The sequence below is a fragment of the Agrobacterium sp. CCNWLW32 genome (assembly GCF_037083425.1).
Classification (GTDB): Bacteria; Pseudomonadota; Alphaproteobacteria; order Rhizobiales; family Rhizobiaceae; genus Agrobacterium; species Agrobacterium radiobacter.
Map to the genome: position 1 here is coordinate 460,887 of NZ_JBAOJM010000002.1, position 19,783 is coordinate 480,669.

The 19,783-nt window shown below is 58.6% G+C and carries 22 protein-coding genes; 12 read left to right on the forward strand and 10 right to left on the reverse strand.

The features are described from left to right. Positions 1–137 precede the first annotated feature (137 nt). The 9 genes from gshB to rsmI all read right to left on the reverse strand — a co-directional run bounded on the left by gshB (position 138) and on the right by rsmI (position 8,253). Positions 138–1,097 (reverse strand): glutathione synthase, encoded by a 960-nt coding sequence (gshB, locus tag V6R85_RS06115; RefSeq protein WP_003503823.1) that lies wholly within the window; start codon positions 1,095–1,097, stop codon positions 138–140. Positions 1,098–1,340: 243 nt separating this feature from the next. Beyond that, positions 1,341–1,853 carry a cupin domain-containing protein gene (locus V6R85_RS06120; RefSeq protein WP_003503825.1) on the reverse strand — a complete coding sequence of 171 codons (513 nt, stop codon included), beginning with the start codon at positions 1,851–1,853 and terminating at the stop codon, positions 1,341–1,343. A 109-nt stretch (positions 1,854–1,962) separates the two neighbouring features. Next, positions 1,963–3,063 (reverse strand): sn-glycerol-3-phosphate import ATP-binding protein UgpC, encoded by a 1,101-nt coding sequence (locus V6R85_RS06125; protein WP_003503827.1) that lies wholly within the window; start codon positions 3,061–3,063, stop codon positions 1,963–1,965. A gap of 10 nt (positions 3,064–3,073) precedes the next feature. Beyond that, a complete protein-coding gene (ugpE, locus tag V6R85_RS06130; protein WP_003503828.1) occupies positions 3,074–3,916 on the reverse strand; it encodes a sn-glycerol-3-phosphate ABC transporter permease UgpE in 843 nt (280 codons plus the stop codon). A 10-nt stretch (positions 3,917–3,926) separates the two neighbouring features. Further along, positions 3,927–4,892: a sugar ABC transporter permease gene (locus tag V6R85_RS06135; protein ID WP_003503830.1), complete on the reverse strand. Its 966-nt coding sequence runs from the start codon at positions 4,890–4,892 to the stop codon at positions 3,927–3,929. Positions 4,893–4,975: 83 nt separating this feature from the next. After that, complete coding sequence (locus V6R85_RS06140) at positions 4,976–6,274, reverse strand: extracellular solute-binding protein (protein WP_003503832.1); 1,299 nt, start codon at positions 6,272–6,274, stop codon at positions 4,976–4,978. Positions 6,275–6,382: 108 nt separating this feature from the next. Beyond that, positions 6,383–6,943, reverse strand: a complete 561-nt coding sequence (locus tag V6R85_RS06145; RefSeq protein ID WP_003503835.1) for a sugar O-acetyltransferase — start codon at positions 6,941–6,943, stop codon at positions 6,383–6,385. Between the two features lie 13 nt (positions 6,944–6,956). Further along, positions 6,957–7,325: a YraN family protein gene (locus V6R85_RS06150; protein ID WP_003503837.1), complete on the reverse strand. Its 369-nt coding sequence runs from the start codon at positions 7,323–7,325 to the stop codon at positions 6,957–6,959. After that, positions 7,315–8,253: a 16S rRNA (cytidine(1402)-2'-O)-methyltransferase gene (gene rsmI, locus V6R85_RS06155; protein WP_003503840.1), complete on the reverse strand. Its 939-nt coding sequence runs from the start codon at positions 8,251–8,253 to the stop codon at positions 7,315–7,317. The genes V6R85_RS06150 and rsmI overlap by 11 nt, the downstream gene beginning before the upstream one ends. Positions 8,254–8,520: 267 nt before the next feature. Here rsmI and dnaN point away from each other — a divergent pair, with 267 nt between their 5' ends. The 7 genes from dnaN to V6R85_RS06190 all read left to right on the forward strand — a co-directional run bounded on the left by dnaN (position 8,521) and on the right by V6R85_RS06190 (position 13,741). Beyond that, a complete protein-coding gene (gene dnaN, locus V6R85_RS06160; RefSeq protein ID WP_003503841.1) occupies positions 8,521–9,639 on the forward strand; it encodes a DNA polymerase III subunit beta in 1,119 nt (372 codons plus the stop codon). 194 nt (positions 9,640–9,833) lie between these two features. Continuing rightward, positions 9,834–10,427, forward strand: coding sequence for a phospholipid N-methyltransferase PmtA (gene pmtA, locus V6R85_RS06165; protein WP_003503844.1), 594 nt, complete (start codon positions 9,834–9,836; stop codon positions 10,425–10,427). A 96-nt stretch (positions 10,428–10,523) separates the two neighbouring features. After that, positions 10,524–11,120 (forward strand): histidine phosphatase family protein, encoded by a 597-nt coding sequence (locus V6R85_RS06170; RefSeq protein ID WP_003503847.1) that lies wholly within the window; start codon positions 10,524–10,526, stop codon positions 11,118–11,120. A gap of 4 nt (positions 11,121–11,124) precedes the next feature. After that, a complete protein-coding gene (gene pyrF, locus V6R85_RS06175; protein WP_003503850.1) occupies positions 11,125–11,832 on the forward strand; it encodes an orotidine-5'-phosphate decarboxylase in 708 nt (235 codons plus the stop codon). 17 nt (positions 11,833–11,849) lie between these two features. Beyond that, positions 11,850–12,137, forward strand: coding sequence for a DUF1330 domain-containing protein (locus tag V6R85_RS06180; protein WP_003503851.1), 288 nt, complete (start codon positions 11,850–11,852; stop codon positions 12,135–12,137). A 120-nt stretch (positions 12,138–12,257) separates the two neighbouring features. Next, on the forward strand, positions 12,258–13,238 hold the full coding sequence (locus V6R85_RS06185) for a complex I NDUFA9 subunit family protein (protein ID WP_087743260.1): 981 nt from the start codon (positions 12,258–12,260) through the stop codon (positions 13,236–13,238). A 347-nt stretch (positions 13,239–13,585) separates the two neighbouring features. Further along, positions 13,586–13,741 carry a hypothetical protein gene (locus V6R85_RS06190; RefSeq protein ID WP_004439462.1) on the forward strand — a complete coding sequence of 52 codons (156 nt, stop codon included), beginning with the start codon at positions 13,586–13,588 and terminating at the stop codon, positions 13,739–13,741. A gap of 102 nt (positions 13,742–13,843) precedes the next feature. Here the strand turns inward: V6R85_RS06190 and V6R85_RS06195 are convergent, their stop codons facing one another. After that, positions 13,844–14,650 carry an undecaprenyl-diphosphate phosphatase gene (locus V6R85_RS06195; RefSeq protein ID WP_111781362.1) on the reverse strand — a complete coding sequence of 269 codons (807 nt, stop codon included), beginning with the start codon at positions 14,648–14,650 and terminating at the stop codon, positions 13,844–13,846. A 158-nt stretch (positions 14,651–14,808) separates the two neighbouring features. Here V6R85_RS06195 and V6R85_RS06200 point away from each other — a divergent pair, with 158 nt between their 5' ends. The 5 genes from V6R85_RS06200 to V6R85_RS06220 all read left to right on the forward strand — a co-directional run bounded on the left by V6R85_RS06200 (position 14,809) and on the right by V6R85_RS06220 (position 19,756). Continuing rightward, a complete protein-coding gene (locus tag V6R85_RS06200) occupies positions 14,809–15,501 on the forward strand; it encodes a glutathione S-transferase family protein (RefSeq protein ID WP_003503856.1) in 693 nt (230 codons plus the stop codon). Between the two features lie 80 nt (positions 15,502–15,581). Continuing rightward, positions 15,582–16,733, forward strand: a complete 1,152-nt coding sequence (gene queG / locus V6R85_RS06205) for a tRNA epoxyqueuosine(34) reductase QueG (protein ID WP_026363808.1) — start codon at positions 15,582–15,584, stop codon at positions 16,731–16,733. Positions 16,734–16,736: 3 nt separating this feature from the next. Further along, entirely contained in the window at positions 16,737–17,609 is an 873-nt protein-coding gene (locus V6R85_RS06210) for an SDR family oxidoreductase (RefSeq protein ID WP_111833757.1), read from the forward strand. 427 nt (positions 17,610–18,036) lie between these two features. After that, on the forward strand, positions 18,037–18,405 hold the full coding sequence (locus tag V6R85_RS06215; RefSeq protein WP_003503862.1) for a septal ring lytic transglycosylase RlpA family protein: 369 nt from the start codon (positions 18,037–18,039) through the stop codon (positions 18,403–18,405). Between the two features lie 61 nt (positions 18,406–18,466). Beyond that, a complete protein-coding gene (locus V6R85_RS06220) occupies positions 18,467–19,756 on the forward strand; it encodes an RsmB/NOP family class I SAM-dependent RNA methyltransferase (RefSeq protein ID WP_111833758.1) in 1,290 nt (429 codons plus the stop codon). Positions 19,757–19,783 lie beyond the last annotated feature (27 nt).

Here is a 19,783-nt window from a genome sequence, read left to right on the forward strand (position 1 = left end):
TGCGGCCACCCGCAAGCAACGTGCCACAGGGCAAAGAATAAAACAAGAACATCCAGCGAACAATTTCCCGCTGACGATGTATTTTAGTTGCATCTAGTTGCGCTCATGGAACAAAGCTGGATCGGCAGCAGGTCGCGTCAGAAATCCTGAGCTTCGCGCTTTTTCTCGATCGCGTCCCACAAAAGGCTTGCGACATCGGCACCGCCGAATTTGCGCACTTCACGAATGCCGGTCGGCGAGGTGACATTGATTTCTGTCATATAGTCGCCAATCACGTCGATGCCGACGAAGAGGAAACCGCGCTCGCGCAAGGCCGGACCGATGCGGCGGCAGATTTCCTTCTCGCGCGCCGTCAGTTCCGTCGGTTCCGGCCGTCCGCCGGCATGCATGTTGGAACGGGCATCGTTTTCCGCCGGTACGCGGTTGATTGCGCCCACAGGTTCGCCATCCACCAGGAGGATGCGCTTGTCGCCCTTTCGGACGTCAGGCAGATATTGCTGGGCGATGTAAGGCTCGCGGAACATCTGGCCAAACATCTCCAGCAGCGAGGAGAAATTGCGGTCGTCGCGCGCGGAATGGAAGACGCCTGCGCCGCCATTGCCATAAAGCGGCTTCAGAATGATATCGCCCATTTCATTGCGGAAGCGGGCGATTTCCTCCACGTCCTTGGTGATCAACGTCTTCGGCATCAGATCGGCGAATTCGGTGACGAAAATCTTTTCCGGCGAGTTACGGACCCAGGCGGGATCGTTGACCACCAGCGTTTTCGGATGAATGCGTTCCAGCAGATGGGTCGAGGTGATGTAAGCCATGTCGAAGGGCGGATCCTGACGCAGATGGATGACATCCATGGTCGAGAGATCGACACGCTCCGGCTCCGACAGGGAGAAATGGTCGCCCTTGATGTCGCGCAGTTCCATCTGCTCCACCGTGGCGTAAATCTTGCCATCGCGCATGGAAAGGCGCTCGGGCGTATAATGGAACAGCCGGTAGCCGCGTGCCTGCGCCTCGAGGCTCATGGCGAAGGTGGAGTCACCGGCGATATTGATGCCGGAGACATGATCCATCTGGATCGCGACGTTCTTGATCTTCGCCATGCGCATGTTCCTCTTGCAGCATGCGGACGCTTTCCCGGCCCGCCGTGCCCATTGCCTCGCCTTTTCAAGCTTCCCTGCAGTACCGGGAGGGACCCGGAAACGCTTCAGAAAACCCTGAAGATGTAGGGCAGCGATCATTCAAAGGCAACTGCTGCAAGCGGTGGTTCGTGTGAGTTTTATTGAACCTTCACAATTCCGTTGGCGGCGCCGCACCGGCCCCGCCCATCGGAAGGTTTTATGGGTTCAGGCCGCCAGCTTATAGGAACGGCCGGCAAACAGCTTGTTCTTGACGCGATAGGCGAGAGCCAGCGCCTTGGGGAACGGGCGGCGCATGAAAGCGACCTTGCGGACATAATCATCCACCCGCCAGGTGGCCCATGTTCCCGCAGGGAAATAGGCGACATCGCCGACCCGCAGGATGCTGATGGAACCGTCTTCCGCGGTTACATGCACTTCGCCTTCCAGAATATAGACGGTTTCATCCCAGCCGAAGAACCAGCGGAATTCCCCCGCCGTGCAATCCCACATGGCGGTGCTGGAAGCACGGTCGCCGCTTCTGGAGTGATCCGCCGCGCGCGCCTGGGGGTTACCGGAAATGATCCAGTCCGGATTGATGGGGGCCGGCTGAAGCCGCAGATCGGTGCAGGATGCGCTGACGACAGCCTCATCTTTTGACCGACGCAAATAGGCCGGCAATATCGGCATTGTGCGGACCGCCATGGTTGCCGCGGCAGCGAACATCATTTTGAAGGACATATTAGAAAACCCCCGTGAAATATTGGAGGTCTTCTATCATCGGGATCGTAACGAAGCGGTTTTGACAATAGGCGCAATTTTATTCATCGCGCCGATTTCTGTGATGCGCTCAGGCCGTCGCCATCTGCGCGGGCTGCGCCGCCAGCTGCTCCGCTTTGCCGGCAATGCGCTTGCCGGTTTCGCTGGAGAAGAAATGCAGTTTTTCCGGCGCGATCGTCACGGAGAGCGCGGACGGAACCTCGACATCCGGCGGGAACGCAACTGTCAGGCTCTGGTCGCCGATCATGCCGTGGATGAGACGCTGCGAACCCAGTTCCTCGATATAATCGACCCGAAGCGGGAAGCCCTGTTCACCTGCCGCAGCGAGGCGGAAATCTTCCGCCCGCATGCCCACCGTTATCGGGCCGGAGGTGGGTGCAAAACCGTCGAGCGCAAAGAGCGCCGGACCGACGGCAAGGCTATCGCCATGCAACTCGGCGTTCAGCAGGTTCATGGCGGGAGAGCCGATGAAGCTGGCGACAAAGGTGGAGGCGGGCGTGTGGTAGACATCAAGCGGCGCGCCGATCTGTTCGATACGGCCGCCATTCAGCACAACAAGACGATCGGCCAGCGTCATGGCCTCCAGCTGATCGTGGGTGACGTAAATAGAGGTGGTGCCGAGACGCTTTTGCAGGCGCTTGATCTCGCCGCGCATGGAAACGCGCAGCTTGGCATCGAGGTTGGACAGGGGCTCGTCGAACAGGAAAGCCGCCGGTTTGCGCACGATGGCGCGACCCATGGCGACACGCTGCCGCTGGCCACCGGAAAGGGCGCGCGGCTTGCGCTCCAGATAGGGTTCAAGCTGCAGCATACGCGCGGCTTCGGCCACGCGCGCATCGATTTCCGCCTTCGGCGTCTTGCGGTTCTTCAACCCGTATTCCAGGTTCTCGCGCACCGACATATGCGGGTAAAGCGCGTAGTTCTGGAACACCATGGCAATATCCCGATCGGCGGGATCGGTCTGGTTGACCACCCGGTCGCCGATCTTCACCGTGCCTTCGGAGATGTCCTCGAGCCCGGCGACCATGCGCAGCAGCGTGGACTTGCCGCAGCCGGAGGGGCCGACGAGCACGATGAACTCGCCGTCCCTGATGTCGATATCGACGTGATGCACGGCGCGCACGCCGCCATGATAGTCTTTGCAGACCTGACTGATTTCTATCGCGGCCATTTCGGTTTCCTTATTTGTCGCTTTCGGTGAGGCCCTTGATGAACCAGCGCTGGAAGATCACGACGATCATCACAGGCGGCAGCATGGCCAGAACGGCAAGCGCGAAAGCTTCGTTGTAATCGGGAATTTGCGAACCGACCCAGACCTGCAGGATCGACTTGATGCCACGCATCAGGGTGAAGAATTTTTCGTCATTCGTCATCAGCATCGGCCAGAGATACTGGTTCCAACCGTAGACGAACATGATGATGAAGATCGCCGCCATCATGGTACGGGAAAGCGGGATGATCACATCGATAAAGAACTTGACCGGACCCGCACCGTCTATGCGGGCGGCTTCCAGCAATTCCTCCGGAATGGATTTGAAGAACTGCCGGAAATAGAAGGTTCCGGTCGCAGACGCCAGAAGCGGCACGATGAGGCCGGTGTAGGAATTCAGTAGACCGAGTTTGCTCATGACCTCATAGGAGGGCATGATGCGCACTTCCAGCGGAAGGAGCAGCGTGGTGAAAATGATCCAGAAGGCGAGCGTTGCAAAACGGAAGCGGAAATAGACAATCGCATAGGCGGCCGTCATCGACAGGACGATCTTGCCGACAGCAAAACCGATGCCGAGGATCAGCGAATTCAGCACCATGTTGAGGCCCGTCACCTGTCCGGTGAAACCACCCTTCTGGGTCAGGACCTTTTCGTAGGTCTCGATGAAATTGTCGCCGGGAACGATCGCCAGACCGCTGCGGTGGATTTCCGCCGCCGTGTGTGTGGACGTCATGAAGGCAACGATAACAGGCAGGATCAGAAACAGCGCGCCAATGATCAGCACCAGATGATCGAGGGGTTTTGTCTTGTACATTGGTTTTCCCTCAATTGTAGTGGATGCGCTTTTCGATGAAGCGGAACTGGATGATGGTGAGAACAAAGACGACCAGCATCAGGATGACGGACTGGGCCGAAGAGCCGCCGATATCATTGCCGCGGAAACCGTCCAGAAACACCTTGTAGACCAGCGTAATCGGGTTGTTGGCGGCCTTGTCCTTCACCATCACGTCGATGACGCCGAATGTGTCGAAGAGCGCGTAGGTGATGTTGATGATCAGCAGGAAGAAGGCCGTGGGCGCCAGAAGCGGCATGATCACCGTCCAGAACCGGCGAAAGCCCGAGCGGCAATCGATGGAGGCGGCTTCCCGCACGGAGACCGGAACGCCCTGGAGACCCGAAAGGAAGAAGATGAAGTTGTAGGGAATCTGCTTCCAGACCGCGACGACGATCATGGCGAAGGCCGTATCGAAATAATTGAGGCCGACCTTCATGTCCCAGCCGAGAAACGCCGCCATCTTCACGAAGGGGCCGATATGCTGATCGAAGAACATCATGCCGATGAGACCCGCGACAGGCGGCGCGATGGCGTAGACGGAAATCAGCACCGTCTTGTATGTCGAACTGCCGCGAATGACCGCATCAGCCTTGACCGCAAGCAGAAGGCCGAGCGCCAACGAAAAGAAGGTTACCAACACGGTGAAAACAACCGTGAATTTGGCGATGCCGAGATATTCCGGGCTGAATATCGCATCCGAATAATTGGCGAAGCCCACGAAGGACGCGCCGAATCCGAAAGGGTCTTCGATAAAAAAGGAAGATTGCACGGCCTGAACGGACGGCCAATAGAAGAAGATGAAGATCACCGCAAGCTGCGGCGCCAGAAACAGATATGGCACGAAGGACGAGGAGAACTGCACGCGCTTCATGCCGGCTTCAGCAGCCTTCGGCGGTTTTCCGGGCTTTGCGGACCGGCCGGAAAATCGGCTCGGTTGTGAGGATGTATAGGCCACGTTTTCGCTTCCTTATCCAAGAGCGAGCCTCCCTTCCGGCGGAAAGGAGGCTCGACAACTATCGTTGGTTTAAAACGGGCCGATTAGCCGGCCGTCTTGGCGAAACGGGCGAGAATGTCGTTGCCTTCCTTCTCGATGATCTCGAAAGCAGCCTTCGGCGTGACTTCGCCGGAGAAGATGCGGTTATATTCGCGTTCCATGACGGCGCGGATCTGCGGATAGAAACCGAAGCGGTAGCCCTTCGACCATTCGCCGCCCGGCAGCGACAGCTGCTGGATACCGACTTCCGCAACCGGCTTTTCCTTGTAGTAGCCTTCAGCCTTGGCCTTTTCGTAAGCGGCCTTGGTGATGGCGACGTAACCGGTTGCCTTGTGGTAGAAGACCTGGATTTCCGGCGAGGTCAGGAACTGGAAGAAGTCAGCCACGCACTTATTTTCGGCTTCAGACTTGCCCGACATTGCAAAGAGAGCTGCACCGCCGATGAAGGAGTTGGTGCCTGCGCCCTTGATGGAGCCCCAGTAGGGAAGGAAGGTTGCCGAGAACGGCATGGTCGCCGTCTTCTGCAGGCCGCCGAAGGAGCCCGAAGAACCGATCCAGAAAGCGACTTTGCCTTCTTCGAACGGCTTCTGGTTGTCGTTCCAGCCGGCACCATAATAGGCGAACAGGCCCTTGTCCTTCCAGTCCTTCAGCTTGTCGAACATCATGACGAGGTTCGGGTCGGTGACCTTGAGCTTGGTGTCAGTGACGCTGTCGTAACCATTGTTGTTGGTGGCGAACTGGATGTTGTTACGGGAGAAGAAGTTCTCCGTGAACTGCCAGGTCAGCTGCGACTGAACGAGCGGAATGTAACCGGCTTCCTTCAGCTTCGGCGCAACCTTCTCGAACTCTTCCCAGGTCTTCGGGGCTTCGACGCCGGCCTTCTTCAGGGCTTCGTCGTTGACATACATGATGGGAGCGGAGGAGTTGAACGGCATGCCGACAAACTTGCCGTCAGCGGCAGCGTAGAAATAACGCACGCCATTGATGAAGGCGTCGCGGTCGAACTTGTAGCCGGCCTTATTGATGAGGTCTTCGGCAGGAATGACAGCGCCCTTGGCGTTGATGATGGTGGCAGCGCCAGCGTCAAAAACCTGGAGGATGTTCGGCTGTTCGCCCGAACGGAAAGCAGCGATGCCGCTGGCCAGCGCTTCTTCATAGGAGCCCTTGGAAACCGGCGTCAGAGCGCATTCCTTCTGGGCTTCGTTGAACTTCTGCGAAACTTCGTTGATGACTTCGCCGTTACGGCCGCCCATGCCATGCCACCAGGTGATGTTGGTAGCAGCCATGGAAGACGTCGCCGAAATGCTGACGGCCACTGCGGCCATGGAAATCTTCTTCAACATTACTAAATCCTCTCCACCATTTATTGGGGTGAGGATGCGAATAGAGGCGTTCGATGACGCCTCTTTGACAGTTCCATGTCAGATTTATTACAGCAGCTGGCGAAATTCTCAGTCGGCTATACGCTTTATGGGCCGAGCCGGATTTCCCACCACCGTCACGCCCGGCGGCACATTGCGCGTCACCACCGAACCGGCGCCGACAATCGCGCCGTCACAAATGGTGATGCCCGCCAGAAGGATCGCTCCGCCGCCGATCCAGACATCTCGCCCGATCGTCACAGGCTTCGCGATTTCAATGCCTTGCGCCCGCGGCACCGGGTCCAGATGGTGTTCCGCACAATAAATCTGCACAGCAGGCCCGAGCATCGCGCCATCGGCTATCGCGACCTTCGCGGAATCGAGAATGGTGCAGCCGGCATTGAGATAAACATTTTTGCCCAGCGTAATGTTGAAACCGTAAGCGCAATGAAACGGCGCTTCAAGAAATGCGCCTTCCCCGACAGAATTAAAGAGGGTGCGCAGCAGCGGTGCAATCGCCCCGCGCTCATCCGGCGGCATCGTATTGTGCTGGTGGACGGCCTTTCGTGCCCGCCAGCGCAATATATCCAGCTCCGTATCCATGCAGCTGTACCATTCGCCCGCGGCCATTTTTTCCCGTTCGGTGGACATTGTTTCCCTCCCCTCAAAAGGCGTCGATGAAATGCTGCGGCAGGCGATGCGGCAGGACCGCGACAATATCGAAACGCAGTGAAAACCGCGCGGCATCCTTGCGGCGGGCGAGCCAGAGATCGGCGGCCGCCCGGATGCGCTGCTGCGAATGGAAGCCGACAGCATCAACCGCACCGGCTCCTGAGGACCGCGCCTTGACCTCGATGATGGCAACGAGGTCCTTCTTGCGGGCGATGAGGTCTATTTCCCCCAGCCGGGTGCGATAACGAATGGCGAGGATGCGATATCCCTTCAGCAGCAGATAAAGTGCCGCCCAATATTCCGCAGCATGGCCGCGTCGTTCGGCTTTGCGCCTTTCATTGCTTCGCCCGTCAGCGGCCATCCGTTTCCTTCATATCCAGCAGCCTTTGATAAAGCTCCTTGCGCGGCAGGCCCGTCAGCTTCGCCGCTTCACCCGCGGCCTTGGCGGCCGACATGGTGGCGACGAGATCCTTCAGAAGCTTCTCGACATCCTCGATATCGGGTATCTCATCATAGGAGGGCGGCTCCACCAGAAGCACGATCTCGCCCTTCACCACCCGGTCGCCATCATAATAATCCGCAAGCTCGCCGAGCGTGCCACGCCGGAATTCCTCGAAAGTCTTGGTCAGTTCACGGCAGACCACGGCGCGGCGGTCGCGGCCGAGCACCTCCGACGCGACTTTGACGGAAGCACCGATACGATGCGGCGATTCAAAGAAGATCAGGGTTGCGGGGATTTTCGCCAGCGCGGCAAAACGGTCGCGCTTGCCGCGATCTTTCACAGGCAGAAAGCCTGCAAACAGGAAGGCGTCACTCGGCATGCCCGAGCCGACGAGGGCGGCAAGCGGCGCAGAAGCGCCCGGCACCGGCACGACGCGATGCCCGGCTTCAAGCGCCAGTTGACCGAGGCGATAACCGGGATCGGAAACCAGCGGCGTTCCGGCATCCGATACCAGCGCCACGGATTTTCCGGCCTCGAGAGCTGCGATGAGCTTCGGTCCCGCTTCGTTGGCATTGTGCTCGTGATAGGAGAGCGGGCGGGTGCGGATACCGTAACGTTCGAGCAGGATGCGGGTGACGCGGGTATCCTCGCAGGCGAGAACATCGGCCGAGGCCAGCGTTTCCAGCGCACGAATGGTGATATCACCGAGATTGCCGATGGGCGTGGCCACGAGATAAAGGGCGGGCTCCAGCGGTCGTGCCGCAATGGTGGCCGTGCCGATCCTGAAGCTCTTCTTGTCTCTGTTGTCGCTGTTCGATATTTCTTCCGTCACACGGCTTCCAATCATTCTGGCCGATCATTCCCGGCCGGTCGCTCCGGTTTTCCCTCTTTATGGGCAATAGAAAACCGGCGAACAAGCTCCATGGATGGTTCAAGCCTGTGGATCATGCTGTATAGCAGCAAAATGAGCGGCGGCAGACGCACTCGGCTCTTGCATTTTCTGCAATAACTCTGCCATTTTGCCCGTCCACATTGTCCGGCTTTGCGGCCGGTGAAGACTCTTCTTGCCGATCCGGCGGTGGCCGGTTCGCAACGGTTGAAAGCGGTAGCGTCCATGCGTATTACTCTTGAGCGGTCGAACCTTCTGAAATCGCTGAACCACGTCCACCGGGTTGTCGAGCGTCGCAACACGATCCCGATCCTGTCCAACGTCCTCCTGCGCGCATCCGGCGCCAATCTGGACATGAAGGCGACCGACCTCGATCTCGAAATCACCGAAGCGACCCCGGCCATGGTGGAGCAGGCGGGCGCCACCACCGTGCCGGCGCACCTGCTTTATGAAATCGTGCGCAAGCTGCCTGACGGTTCCGAGGTGCTTCTGGCGACCAACCCGGACGGCTCCTCGATGACCGTTGCCTCCGGCCGCTCGAAGTTCTCGCTGCAATGCCTTCCGGAGACGGATTTCCCCGACCTGACCGCCGGCACCTTCAGCCACACCTTCAAACTGAAGGCGACCGACCTGAAGATGCTGATCGACCGGACGCAGTTTGCGATTTCGACCGAAGAGACGCGTTATTACCTGAACGGCATTTTCTTCCACACCATTGAAAGCAATGGCGACCTGAAGCTGCGCGCCGTCGCCACCGACGGTCACCGTCTGGCGCGCGCCGATGTGGATGCGCCCTCCGGTTCCGAAGGCATGCCTGGCATCATCATTCCGCGCAAGACCGTCGGCGAGCTGCAGAAGCTGATGGACAATCCGGAACTGGAAGTCACCGTCGAAGTCTCGGATGCGAAAATCCGCCTGACCATCGGTTCGGTCGTTCTGACCTCGAAGCTGATCGACGGCACCTTCCCCGATTACCAGCGCGTGATCCCGACCGGCAATGACAAGGAAATGCGCGTCGATTGCCAGACTTTCGCGCAGGCTGTCGACCGCGTCTCGACCATTTCTTCCGAGCGCGGCCGCGCCGTCAAGCTCGCGCTCACCAATGGCCAGCTGACGCTGACCGTCAACAACCCGGATTCGGGCAGTGCGACGGAAGAAGTGGCCGTCGGTTATGACAACGATTCGATGGAAATCGGCTTCAATGCCAAATATCTCCTCGACATCACCTCGCAGCTTTCCGGTGAAGACGCGATTTTCCTGCTGGCCGACGCCGGCTCGCCGACGCTGGTTCGCGACACCGCTGGCGATGATGCGCTTTATGTTCTGATGCCGATGCGCGTTTGAAAACGCGCATTTCTCATCAGTTTCATCAAGAACGCCGGGGAACTGCTTCACCGGCGTTTTTTTGATTCGGCCGAAGAAGTTTCACGTCGGAAGCGAATTTTTCCAGTTACGACATTTTGCCTTGTTTTTGCGCCAAATGGGATCAACAGTACGTAACAGTTTTTTGATAATGACCAAAAGCATCTGAGGGAACTATGGCACTTAACCTGAAGCAACGGCTTGAGCAGAAATTTGAGGAAGAAATCCGCTTTTTCAAGGGCATGGTCAGCCAGCCGAAAAAAGTCGGGGCCATTGTGCCGACATCGTCCATCACGGCGAAAAAAATGGCGAGTGTCATCAATCCCCATTCCGGCCTGCCGGTTCTAGAACTCGGCCCGGGCACGGGTGTCATCACCAAGGCCATTCTGGCGCGCGGCATCAAGCCGGAGAACCTGACCGCCATCGAATATTCGACCGATTTCTACAATCAGCTGCTCAGGAGCTATCCGGGCGTCAATTTCATCAATGGCGACGCCTTCGATCTCGATGCGACGCTTGGCGAGCACAAGGGCCAGATGTTCGACAGCGTCGTCTCCGCCGTGCCGATGCTGAATTTCCCCATGGCCGCCCGTATCAAGCTTCTTGACGAATTGCTGAAGCGCGTGCCCCACGGCCGTCCCGTCGTGCAGATATCCTACGGTCCGATCTCCCCGATCGTCGCGCAGCCGCACCTCTATCATATCCGCCATTTCGATTTTATCGTGCGCAATATTCCGCCGGCGCAATTGTGGACCTATACGCGGGCCTGATTGCTCGACAGGATAGGCAAGGCCGTCATTTCCCGGTCGCGACGAATGGTTAGGGTGTTGATTTGCCCTTTCCATCGCCTTTGAGGACCGATTGCCATGCATGCGCTCTACATCACCCATCCCCAGGTCAAGATCGATGCGGATGTTCCCGTTCCCGAATGGGGGCTTTCGGAGAGAGGGGCCGAGCGGGCACGGGAAGCGAGCCGCCTGCCCTGGGCGCGGTCATTGCGCCGCATTGTTTCCAGCGCCGAAACCAAGGCGATCGAAACCGCCCGCATCCTCGCCGAAACCTCCGGAGCGGAGATAGAGATCGTCGAGGCGATGCATGAAAATGACCGGTCTGCCACCGGCTTCCTGCCACCGCCGGAATTCGAGAAGGCGGCGGACTGGTTCTTCGCCAACCCCGAAGAAAGTTTTCACGGCTGGGAGCGCGCAATCGATGCGCAGGCGCGGATTGTCCGGGCCGTCAAAGCCGTTTTCGAGCGACACGATCCGCGGCAACCGATCGCCTTTGTTGGTCATGGTGGCGTAGGTACGCTCCTGAAATGCCATATCGAAGGCCGTGACATCAGCCGCAGCAAGGACCAGCCGCCCGGCGGCGGCAATCTTTTCCACTTTTCCATCGCCGAATTTTCACTTGCAGCCGCGTCCCCCACATGCGACTGGACGGCAATGGAAACATGGCAGGGATAAGACAATGACCGCGCGCGAAAAACTCATCGTCGGGCTGGATGTTCCGACTGTGCAGCAGGCCGAAGACATCGTCTCGAAAATCGGCGATGAGGTTCTGTTCTACAAGATCGGTTACCAGCTGGTATTCGCCGGCGGTCTCGAATTCGCGCGTGACCTTGTGCAGAGCGGCAAGAAGGTCTTTCTCGACATGAAGTTGCTCGACATCGACAACACGGTTGCTTCCGGTGTCGAAAACATCGCCCGCATGGGCATGTCGATGCTGACCCTGCACGCCTACCCCAAAGCCATGCGCGCTGCAGTGAAGGCTGCTGAAGGTTCCGGCCTCTGCCTGCTGGGCGTCACCGTGCTGACCTCGATGGATGACGTTGATCTGGCCGAAGCCGGTTACGCGTCGGACGCCCGTTCGCTGGTGCTGCGCCGGGCGGAACAGGCGCGCGAAGCGGGCATGGGCGGCATCGTCTGTTCGGCAGAGGAATCGACCGCCGTGCGCGAAATTCTCGGTCCGGATCTTGCCGTCGTTACCCCCGGCATTCGCCCTGCCGGCGCAGATCTTGGTGATCAGAAGCGGGTGATGACACCCTACGACGCCATCAAGGCCGGCTCGAGCCATCTGGTCGTCGCCCGCCCGATCGTTCGGGCGGAAGATCCGAAGGCGGCGGCCCGCGCCATTCTTGATGACATGCTGCGCGCCAGCTTTCCGGCCAATCAGTAACGACAGGAGCAGATGAAATGGCAAAGGGATATTGGATCGCCCGCGTCGATGTACGCGACAGTGAGCGCTACAAGGACTATGTCACGACGGCAAAGCCCGCCTTCGAGCGGTTCGGTGCCAATTTCCTGGCCCGTGGCGGTGCCTTGACCGAACTGGAAGGCAAGGCGCGTGCCCGCAATGTCGTCATCGAGTTCCCGTCAGTTCAGCACGCCATCGATTGCTACAACTCCCCCGAATATCAGGCAGCCGCCAAAATCCGCCAGGAAATCGCGGATGCGGAGATGATGATCGTCGAAGGAATTTGACGGGCGTCAATCGCATTTCCAAAACCGGCCCCTGCCCTGCGACAACATCTCTTCACGCGCGCGCGGCTTTGGGCTAAGAGACTGAAAAACGCTTTATCGACAGCTTCTGAGGAGCCTCCCATGACCTTGGCCAACCTTCCACCCCTCGTCACCGTTTTTGGCGGTTCGGGTTTTGTCGGGCGGCATGTCGTGCGGATACTTGCGAAGCGCGGTTATCGTATCCGTGTCGCCGTACGTCGCCCCGATCTTGCCGGCTTCCTGCAGCCGCTCGGCAATGTTGGTCAGATTTCCTTTGCCCAGGCGAACCTGCGTTATCGCGACTCCATCGTCAAAGCCGTGGAGGATGCTGATCATGTGGTCAATTGCGTCGGCATCCTGACCGAAAGCGGTCGCAACACCTTTGACGCCGTTCAGGAATTCGGTGCGAAAGCCATTGCCGAGGCGGCCCGCGATGCTGGCGCCACGCTGACGCATATTTCCGCCATCGGTGCGGAAGCGGGTTCGCCGACCGGTTACGGCCGCACCAAGGGCCGCGCCGAAGCTGCCATCCATTCCATCCTGCCCGGCGCCGTGATCCTGCGCCCGTCGATCATTTTCGGACCGGAAGATGATTTCTTCAACAAATTCGCCAAGATGGCCCGCAGCATGCCCTTCCTGCCGCTGATCGGCGGCGGAAAAACCAGATTCCAGCCGGTCTATGTCGAGGACGTCGCCGAAGCCGTCGCCCGTGGCGTCGATGGCAAGCTGAAGCCCGGCGCCATTTACGAACTCGGCGGCCAGGACGTGATGACGTTCCGCGACTGTCTTGAGGCGGTTCTTGCCGCAACGTACCGCCAGCGTCCTTTTGTCGACCTGCCTTTCGGTGTCGCCTCAACGATCGCCAAGCTCACTTCGCTGGTGCCGCTGATTAAGCCGCCGCTGACGGTCGATCAGGTGACCATGCTGAAAAAGGACAATGTCGTTTCCGCCGAGGCGGAAAAGAACGGCCTGACGCTGGAGGGTATCGGCATCACCCCCGTTCGCGTCGCCTCCATCCTGCCGTCCTACATGGTGCAATATCGCACCCACGGCCAGTTCTCAAACGCAGGTAAAGCGGCCTGAAGCTCAGGCCAGCGCCAGCGATTTCAACGAAAGCGGGAGCCATTCCCGCTTTTTGTTTTTGCCCAATTCAATTGCAACCAAACCGCTATTCGTGCATTTTCTCCTCAACTGCAGGGGAGGTGTAGAATGAACTAAGGCAGATTTCTAAAGCCGGGTAAAAGTTAACGGCCGTCCGGCCGCCACAGGCAAGCGTGGCACAAGCGCAACTGTGGAAAAGACTTCGCATTAACCCGGTATTCAACAAGCTGCTTTATTGATATTCGCCACATTCCAAACATATCCCGAACCCTCACTTCACACACGGCGGCACGATCCGCGCGAACGAACGTCTGAAAGGCAATAATAAAATGGGCAGATCTATCGCACTCTTTTTTGCGTGTGCGGCTTTGGTGGTTCTGGCGGGTTCTTTCATGGCGCCGGGAACGGTTGCAGCGGGCAAGAGCGGTTGCGCTCCCGCCTACGGCGTCGACCCCTGCGCAACGGCTTCGATCAGCACCAACTGATCGGCCTTTAAAAGTTTCAAAGAAAAAGCGCCGCCGGTTCTCCGGGGCGCTTTTTCTGTTTTTGTTCGTTCATTACGGACGAGGGTTATTCCCGTCCTCGGCTCAGCCGAAAACCAGAAGCGCGATCAGCCCCAGCGAACCGATGGCGATGCGCCACCAGGCAAAGGGCGCAAAGCCCCGACGCGACACAAAATCCAGCAGAGAGCGAACAACAAAGAGGCCCGAGACAAAAGCGGCGATGAAACCGACGGCAATCAGCGCGCCGTCATCAAAACTCAGCGCATCGCGGTTCTTGTAAAGGTCGAGCGTGAAAGCGCCGAGCATGGTCGGCATCGCCAGAAAGAACGAAAATTCGGCGGCGGAGCGCTTATCCGTGCCCATCAGCAGCGAGCCGACGATTGTGGCGCCGGAGCGCGACGTGCCGGGAATCATCGCAAGGCACTGGAAGAGGCCGATCTTGAAGGCAAGCGACGGCGGATAATCCATGATGTCGGTATATTTCGGTTTCAGCGGCATGCGGTCGACTGCAAGCAAAATGACGCCGCCGATGATCAGCACCACGCAGATGAGCATCGGCGTTTCAAACAGCACGGTCTTGATGAAATCATGCGCCAACGCGCCGATTATCGCCGCCGGCAAAAAGGCGAGAGCGACGGCCAGCACGAAACGACGCGCCTTGGCGCTGGCTGGCAGGGCCAAGGCTATAGACATAAGCTTTTGAAAATAAACGAGAAGAATCGCAAGGATCGCGCCGAGCTGAATGAGGACGGCAAAGGTGTTGCCGGGTGATTTGAAGCCGAGGAAATGCCCGGCCAGCAGCACATGTGCCGTTGAGGAAACGGGAATGAACTCCGTCAGACCCTCGATAATGCCCAGCAGAAGCGCGCTGATGATCGATTGGTCACCCATGAGGTATCCTTCTTTTCAGGGGGAAGTGGCAATGGAAGGCAATTGCGTTAAACTTGTTTTAAAGTAGCCAAGCTCTTATAGCGTCTTGATGAAGCGAAACTGAAAAAGTTTTCCGGCAAATGCCGATCATGACAACCAATCGTAAAAATTGAGTACCGATGCCAACTCTCTATCACTCTCCGATGTCGACCGCATCCCGGTTCGTTCGTCTGATCCTTGCGGAATACGGGTTCCAGACCGATCTCGTGGAGGAGCAGCCGTGGGAAAGACGGCGGGAGTTTCTGGCGCTCAATCCGGCCGGCACCCTGCCGGTCTATCTCGATGACAATATGCGCTCGCTGAGCGGGCCTTATGTGCTTGCCGAATTTCTCGACGAAACGCATGGCGTTCTGAAGCGCGACCGCCGGCTTCTGGCGGAAGACCCGTTTCAGCGCGCGGAAATCCGCCGCCTGACGGAGTGGTTTCTGCAGAAGATGGAAAATGACGTGACCCGGCCGCTGGTGCGGGAACGGGTCTATAAATTGCAGATGACGGCGGCCCAGGGCGGCGGACCGCCGGATTCCAAGCTGCTGCGCACCGCCCGCAACAATATCCGCCAGCATATCAAATATCTGGAATGGCTGGCCGGTTCGCGCACATGGCTCGCCGGCGATCGGTTGAGCTATGCCGACCTTGCCGCAGCCGCCGGCGTTTCGGTGCTGGACTATCTCGGCGAGATCAACTGGCTCGAAGCGCCGATTGCCAAAGAATGGTATCAGCGGCTGAAATCGCGCCCGTCCTTCCGGCCGTTCCTGAGCGAGCGCATTCCGCGCCTTGCCCCCTCCTCCCACTACGCCGATCTGGATTTCTAAGTTCCAGTCCTGCTGGTTGTTTGCTGTGGCCTGCGGCTCAGCCTATATATGCCGCAGAATAGCCCGCAGGAGAAACGACCATCGACGTCGCGAGCGAAAAGCAGCGGATACGCGCGCACAAACTGACGGACTTCGTTCGTCAGGAAGCGCTTTCGCTCGGCTTCGATCTCTGTCGCATCACCGCCCCAGACAGCATTCCGCTCGCGCCGGAACGGCTGAGACAGTTTCTCGACAACGGCTATCACGGCACGATGGCGTGGATGGAGGAAACGGAAGCACGGCGTGCCGAACCGAAAACGCTGTGGGGCGACGTGCGCTCCATCGTCATGTTCGGACTGAACTACGGCCCGGAAGAAGATCCGCGCGACCTGCTTTCCAAACCGGACAAGGCCGCCATTTCGGTCTATGCCCGCAACCGCGATTATCACGACATCATCAAGGGGCGGTTGAAGGAGATCGCAACCCGTTTTGCCGCGCGCGCCGGCGAAGATGTGAAGGTCTTTGTCGATACCGCGCCTGTGATGGAAAAGCCGCTCGCCGCCGCAGCCGGTCTCGGCTGGCAGGGCAAGCACACAAACCTAGTAAGCCGCACCCATGGCTCATGGCTGTTTCTCGGCAGCATGTTCACCACGGCCGAACTCTGTCTCGATGAGGCCGAAAAGGATCATTGCGGTTCCTGCCGCGCCTGTCTCGATGCCTGTCCGACGGCTGCCTTCCCCGCGCCCTATCAATTGGACGCTCGCCGCTGCATCTCCTATCTCACCATCGAGCACAAGGGGCCGATCCCGCACGAGTTCCGCCCGATGATCGGCAACCGCATCTATGGCTGCGACGATTGCCTTGCCGCCTGTCCGTGGAACAAATTCGCGGCCAGCGCCTCCGAGATGAAACTGCAGGCGCGCGAGGATCTGAAGGAACCTTCCATCGCCTTCCTGCTCACGCTCGATGACGCTGCGTTTCGCAGTTTCTTCAGCGGCTCACCGGTCAAGCGCATCGGCCGCAATCGCTTCATCCGCAATGTGCTGATCGCGGCGGGAAACTCCGCAGACCGGCAATTCGTGGAACAATGCAAGGCGCTTGCGGAAACTGACCCTTCGCCCGAGGTGCGCGGCATGGCCGCATGGGCTTTGTCACGGCTTATGGACAGGGACGAATTCCGTACATACTCTGCCGGTCGCGCCCCGGAGCCTGATCCGGAGGCGGAAATGGAATGGCAACTGGCAGAGGCGTGAACCATGCATGTGATGATTTTTGGCGCGGGATATTCGGGCAAGGCCATTGCAAACGCGCTGAAACCCGAGGCCGCAAGCCTTTCCGGCACCACACGCAGCAAAGACAAGTTCGCAAGCCTCGCCACAGCGGGCATGACGCCGTTCCTCTTTGACGGGGTCCATCTCAATGACGAGCTCATCGCCGCCATGGGCAATGTGACGCATCTCGTACAATCCGTCGCGCCGGGCAGGGATGGCGATCCGTTGCTTGCGCTTCTGGGCGGCGATCTGAAAAAGTTCCTGCCCAATCTGACATGGGTCGCTTATCTTTCCACGGTCGGTGTTTATGGCGACCATCACGGCGCCTGGGTGGACGAGACGACACCCTGCCGCCCTGTTTCCGCGCGCTCCGTGGAACGGGTAGCCGCTGAGGCTGCCTGGACTGAAGCAGCCCAAAAGGCGAATGTGCCGCTTTCCATCCTGCGCCTGTCCGGAATTTATGGCCCGGGACGTAATGCCTTCATGAATTTCGAGAAGGGAACTGCGCGGCGGCTTGTGAAGAAGGACCAGGTGTTCAATCGCATCCGCGTCGAGGATATCGGTGCCGCACTTGCCTTTCTGGCACAAAAAAACGAACGCGGTATCTTCAACGTGACAGATGATGAACCCTGCCCGCCGCAGGATGTGGTGAGCTTCGCAGCGACGCTGATGGGCGTGGAACCGCCGCCCGAGCAGGCTTTTGAAACCGCCGATCTGACGCCGATGGCGCGCTCTTTCTATGGCGAGAACAAGCGCGTTTCGAACGCCAGAATACGCGATCTTGGCTTCGATTTCCGCTTTCCGGAGTACAGACTCTCCCTGAAACAATTGTGGGAAAACGGCCTCTGGCGAGGCTGAGAATGGTCCCATCGAAAGCGATGAAAAATCCTTCCAATCCGGCTTTTGCGGATGGTTTTCGTCTTATTTCAGCTAATTAGGACTTTATTAACCATCCAAAAATCACTAAAATCGTAGTCATTAGAAAAATATTTCACTCACATTTCGTGAAGTGGATTCACGAAGCCGTGACTTGCAACAACATTTCCATTGAGCGTTGATTCTGCATTATTTTTTCCGAATTGTGACAGGGATGGCCAGGCGACGCCTTTCCGGCTAACGATCACGAATATTACAGACTGTAACAGTTCGTGATTTGAGATCAGCTTTTTTTCGCCATTTTTCCCTCGCCCTACAATCTCGCATCAAAAGGCGTTCAGGCCAGTTCATGGCCGTTTAGCAAGGGCACAATCAATCGGCGCGGGGCCGATTTTCAGGGAAGCACAGTTTGTTGAATATCCGTCGTATAACTTTCACCGCTGCAACTATCGCCGCCTGTTCCATCATTGCGCCTCTTCAGGCGAATGCGGCAAATGGTTGTGGAGGCGCATCGTGGTATGCGTTGACCTCCAAGACTGCTTCTGGCGAGCGCATGAACGCCGCCAACCTGACCGCCGCCCACCGCTCGCTGCGGTTCGGCACCAAGGTCAAGGTGACCAATGCCCGCAATGGCAAGGCCGTTGTGGTGCGCATCAACGACCGCGGGCCGTTCATCAAGGGTCGCGTTCTCGATCTTTCCAAGGCGGCCGCCAAGAACATCGGCATGATCAACTCCGGCACCGCCAAGGTTTGCTACGAGATCGTCAAGGCCGATTGAGCCTTGCCCTCGCCGCCATTCGCGTCTACCAACCGGGCTTATCAGAAGAACGAGGTAGACAATGCGTTTAGGCGGGCGTTTGGCCGGAGCAATCGAAGTATTGGCGGATATTGAGGGACGCAGGCGTCCCGTCGCCGATGCTCTGAAAGATTGGGGCCTTGCCCATCGTTTCGCCGGTTCCGGCGACAGGGCGGCAATCGGCAACATCGTCTATGACGCGCTGCGCATGAAACTGTCGCACGCCTGGCTGATGGATGACGATAGCGCCACCTCTCTCGGTTATGCGGTTCTGCTGCGCCAATGGGGCAAGAGCTTTTCGGACCTTTCGGCGGAATTCGACGGCGACAAATTCGCCCCCGCCGCACCGGATGAACAAAGGCAGCAGGCCTTTCTCTCCCGTTCTCTCGGTGACGCACCGGCCCATATTCAGGGCGATATTCCAGAATGGGTGCAATCTTCCCTCGAAACGGCCTTCGGAGAGCGCTGGCTCGCCGAGGCGCAGGCGCTGAACGAGCGGCCCACGCTTGATCTGCGCGCCAACACCTTGAAAGCGACACGCGACAAGGTGCTGAAGGCGCTGGAAGAAAGCGGTGCGGAAGCCACACATATCGCCCGCCAGGGCGTGCGCATCCCCGCTGGCGAAGGCCCTTCCCGCCTGCCGAATGTGACGGCCGAACTGTCCTTCCAGAAGGGCTGGTTCGAAGTGCAGGACGAAGGATCGCAGATCGTCGCCGATCTTGCCGGCGCCCATGAGGGCGAACAGATCCTCGATTATTGCGCGGGCGGCGGCGGCAAGACGCTGGCCATGGCTGCCAGCATGAACAATAAGGGCCAGGTCCACGCCTTTGACGCCGACCGCAAGCGCCTTGCGCCCATCATCGAGCGGCTGAAGCGGGCCGGCACGCGCAATGTGCAGGTCCATGACCGCGCATCAGGCCTTACGCCGTTTCAGGGAAAATTTGACCGCGTTCTGGTGGACGCACCCTGCACTGGCACCGGAACCTGGCGCCGACGCCCCGATACCAAATGGCGGCTGACGGCGCGCAATCTGGAAGAGCGCGTGCAGCAGCAGGGCGAGGCGCTTTCGCAGGCCAAGGGTTTCGTTCGCCCGGGCGGAGAGCTGCTTTATGTCACCTGTTCGGTTCTGCCCGAAGAAAACGAGCAGCAGGTCAAGCGCTTCTGCGCGGACAACCCGGAATTTTCCATCGGCTCTGCACTGGAACGCTGGCAGACAACTTTCGGCGGCAATGCGAATAAACCGCATTCTTCCGACGGCAGGACAGTGACGCTGACGCCTGCAACCACAGATACGGATGGCTTCTTCTTCTGCTTGATGAAACGCAAAGCATAGTACCCTCTTTGCAAGCACTGATTTTAC